Raw genomic sequence first — 3988 nt, 5'->3', positions numbered from 1 at the left:
GGGTTATGCACAGCTTTTGCGGGGGTGGCGGGGGGATTCTCAGCTAATCTCTTGATTACGACGCTTGACCCGTTGCTCTCTGGTTTTACCCATACGGCGGCCCGACTCTACGCTGCGCATTATGTAGTGCAACCCACGGCGAACTACTATTTCATGGCGGCTTCGGTTTTTCTGTTGACCCCCTTGGGTTGGTAGGTTGCTCAGTACATCGTGGAGCCGCGCTTTGGTCCTTAGCAGGGGGACGGGGACACTACACTGACAGCCTTGACGCCCGTGGAGCGACAGGGAGCTTGGTCCTGCTGGGGTTGGTGGTCCCGGCGGGGGCGGTCCTGCGGGGTGAGGATGGCGGTCTGGAGCCCTTTTATGCTGAGATGTACTGAATCTTGAAACTCGGATTCAACCATGGTTAGCGGCGTAGCTGGTTGACTCAATGGCTCTAGCGGTTTTGTCCATAGCACCCCTTGGGTGAGCGAGGCTTCCCCACTGTCGCTAAAATTAGAACAAAACGCGCGGGGTCGTCCATGGTTTTTGATTGGTTCAAGCGGTTTCGCAAGGAAGAGGAAGATGCTCAGCAAGCCGCAAAGGAGCAAGAAGCAGCACCCGTTGAGGTTGAGGCTGAACCAGCCCTCCCCGCCGTGACCGAAGCCGAGACCGTTGCTGAAACTACTTATCCTACAGATGAGGTTGAGGAAACCGAGGACCAGGACGACGAGGATGAGGACGGAGATGAGGACGAGGAGGAAGAAGGTTTCCAATGGTCCGAAGAAATCCTAGCGGCTCAGGGGCGGGACCACGATGAGATTTCCACGGATGAGATCACTTGGCTCCAGAAACTCCGGGCTGGTTTAGGGCGGACCCGGCAGGGGTTGGTGGCTCCCCTCTTGATGTTGATGAACTTTGTCGGCAAAGGCCCGATTAGTCTTGACCAACTCGATGAACTCGAAACCCTGCTGATCCAGGCCGATGTGGGGGTGGGTACCAGTGAGAAAATCCTCCAGGTCCTCAAACAAGAAACGATCCAGGCCGGGGGACTCAAGGGCGACCAAGTTGTACCCTTTCTAAAACAACTTTTACGCAATGAACTCGATATCGCGGACCCCTACTTTGCCCCCCAGCGCGGGGTCCTCAATGTCTGGTTAGTCGTCGGAGTCAACGGTACCGGGAAGACCACCACCATTGGTAAACTCGCCCACCTCAGTCAGAAATCCGGTTACAAAACCCTGATTGCAGCGGCGGACACCTTCCGGGCGGCAGCCGTCGAGCAAGTCAAAGTCTGGGGCGACCGTTCGGGTGTGGAAGTCATCGCCAATCCCCAAGCCGGGACCGATCCAGCCGCAGTAGTCTACGATGCCATCAATGCCGCGCTGGCCCGAGAGACGGAACTCCTCCTGGTGGACACCGCCGGTCGGCTCCAGAACAAAAAAAACCTGATGGCGGAACTCACCAAAATTCGCAAAATCATTGATACCCGCGCCAGTGATGCCAACATTGAGGCCCTACTGGTTTTGGATGCCACCACGGGTCAGAACGGACTCAACCAAGCGCGGGTCTTCACCGAGGCCGCCGACCTGAGCGGAATTGTCCTCACTAAACTAGACGGCACGGCGAAGGGGGGGATTGCCATCGCCATCGTGAATGAACTAGGTCTGCCCTTGCGCTTTATCGGCGTAGGTGAAAAAATTGACGACCTCCGGCCCTTCTCCAGCTATGAATTCGTCGAGGCCCTGTTTGTGGATTTGTAGCCGTTGTCGCGGACTGGGTAGCGAGTGCAGCGGCGCAGGCGCGTTCCTGTAGGTCCACGGAGACCCGTCGCGGGAACCGACAGCTTCAGCTAGAGCGGACGCTAGCATGAGGAGATGGAGCGTCGTCAGTTTTTGTGGTTTGCGGCCCTAATGAGTGCGCCGGGGCTGGCCCAAACCAAGGCCCAAGCTTTGTACCGACCACGGGGCGGTAAATTACAGCCGCTGAGCCCGACGGAATTGGTGGAATTGTTGGCACGGCGGTTGGTGGCGGTTCGTAACCGGACTTGGCAAGCGGAGGCGAGTCATGGTCAGGGCCTGGGGGTCCTGTTTGGCGCACAAACCAATGAGGAGGGCTACCTGTGGGCCAAACTCGCCCGTCTGGTGGGATTTGCCCATCTGGAGTTGGTCAACGAAGCGGCCTACCGCGCCAGTGCCTTAGCCCTCGAGAGTACCCTGGGCTACCCCGCCGCCCCGGACCACCCCTCCGAATTGACCCAAGCCCAAACCCTAGTCATCATCGGTAACCCGCCCCAGTCCTTAAACGGACTCCCCAAGTCACGCTGGCTTGTCACCACCGCTAGTCAGCCCCGCCCCGCCGCCCAAATCCTAAAAATTCGACCGGGTACGGAACTGGCCCTGCTCGGCGGTTGGTTACGTTACCTGTTTGCGGAGAAACGCTGGGATGAGACCTTCGTGCAGCAAGCTACCAATGGTGCTTATCAGTTGGAACCAGGCTTGAGTTTCACCGAGGGGATTTTTTCAGACCTCGACCCCAAGAGCCGACGCTACCAGCCCACCAACTGGCGTTATCTGACCGGGCAACCCGTCCCCGCCGCCGATCCCCTCAGTCCCGGCACTGTCCTGCAATGGCTCGCGGACCTTTACGCGCCCTACACCCCACAACGGGTGGCACAGGTGACAGGAGTGCCCTTACCTCAACTAGAGCGGTTTTATCAGCAGGTGACGGACCCCAAAGCGCGGCTGGCCCTGGCCTATCACCTCGGTAACATGAGCCAGAGCGGGCTTGCCGAACAATTAGTCCGGGCTTTAATAATGGTGCAACTGTTGACGGGGCAGACGGGACCGGGGAGCCTCATTCACCTCGGTGGGAGCGGGAACCCCCAGGGCTTGATGGATGTGGGGGCCAACGGGACTTTTTTGCCGGGGTATAGCGGTCAGGTCCCCAGGGTGGGTGCAGACTATGCGTCCTGGGTCAAAGCCAACGGCACCCAAGCCCTCCGTCGGCTGCAAGGGATCCTCCTCGCTTGGCACCCGACGGCGGCTCGTCAAGCCTATGACTTGGGTTTCCACTGGTTGCCCAAAACGCCCCTGGTATCCCTACGCCAAGCCGTTACTAAGGGCGAAACCAAGCTCCTACTCAGTCTTGCCAGCGATCCGAGTAGCTTGGGTTGGGACCTGACGCGTTTGGAGTCCCTAGTGGTCACCAGCCAAACCCCCGGCCTCAGCCAGTTCAGTGGTGAACTCTTTGTCCTGCCCCTAGTTGCCGGTTCAGGAACCATGACCGATCTCGGTCGCCGTGTTTATCCGGTTGACCGTCGAGAACCCGGTAGCCTCCCCTTAGTGGACCAACTATGGCGAGCAATTATCCGTCAATTACAAGCCACTCAAGCCCCTAACCACCGCCACCTCGCTAACCTCCCTTGGCCCGATAGCACCCCCACCCAGATTCGCCAAGAGATGAACGGGACAGCCTTCCTCAACCCCAGTGCGGGTCTTCCCGACCAAAACCGCCGCGCCGGAGTCCCAATTTACGAAGGTTTACCGACGGACCTAGACCAGGACGGCTGGCGTTGGCCCAATCATCAAACCCGCCCCGAACGGCCTTATCCCCAGACCCCCGAGGGGGTTGCCCGCTTAGTCACAGTGGAATACACAGCGGGCTTGAACCTAGACACAGGCATTAGTGCCCGTCGCCTCCCCCAGCCCCAACTAGGTCCAGTCCCGGTTTTTTATTGGCCCTGGAGCAGCAAAGTCGTCAATCCCTTCTATCCCAAACAACCCACCCCCCCCGTGCGCCCCTAAGCAAAGCAACCATGCGGGGCAGGGGACTACTTCTTAATCGAATAGCGGCATTCCCCATCCGTCTACGCGGTGGGGATGGATAGCGCGGCCGTGGAGCGAAGCGCAGCAGCCAATCAAGCTTTAGGTGTAGGCAAACGCTTGATATAGTCTCTTAACACTTGAGCCATGCTGACATCTTTCTGCCTAGCGTAATCCTCAAGCCT

3 protein-coding genes are annotated in these 3988 nt (G+C 58.7%); all 3 read left to right on the top strand.

Annotation, left to right across the window (positions count from 1 at the left end):
- Positions 1–195: AbgT family transporter (locus HFM78_RS06260; RefSeq protein WP_287128570.1), on the top strand; the 195-nt coding region annotated here is incomplete at its 5' end.
- 326 nt (positions 196–521) lie between these two features.
- Positions 522–1742: a signal recognition particle-docking protein FtsY gene (ftsY, locus tag HFM78_RS06255; RefSeq protein WP_287128569.1), complete on the top strand. Its 1221-nt coding sequence runs from the start codon at positions 522–524 to the stop codon at positions 1740–1742.
- A 114-nt stretch (positions 1743–1856) separates the two neighbouring features.
- On the top strand, positions 1857–3785 hold the full coding sequence (locus HFM78_RS06250) for a hypothetical protein (protein WP_287128568.1): 1929 nt from the start codon (positions 1857–1859) through the stop codon (positions 3783–3785).
- Positions 3786–3988: the final 203 nt, after the last annotated feature.

The organism is Candidatus Cyanaurora vandensis, assembly GCF_013285555.1.
GTDB classification, from domain to species: Bacteria; Cyanobacteriota; Cyanobacteriia; order Gloeobacterales; family Anthocerotibacteraceae; genus Cyanaurora; species Cyanaurora vandensis.
This window is presented reverse-complemented; position numbering and strand designations above follow the sequence as displayed.

Bases quoted from the DNA above. Each gene is read 5' to 3' on its own strand.
- HFM78_RS06250 (WP_287128568.1), top strand. From the start codon at position 1,857: ATGGAGCGTCGTCAGTTTTTGTGGTTTGCGGCCCTAATGAGTGCGCCG.
- ftsY (WP_287128569.1), top strand. From the start codon at position 522: ATGGTTTTTGATTGGTTCAAGCGGTTTCGCAAGGAAGAGGAAGATGCT.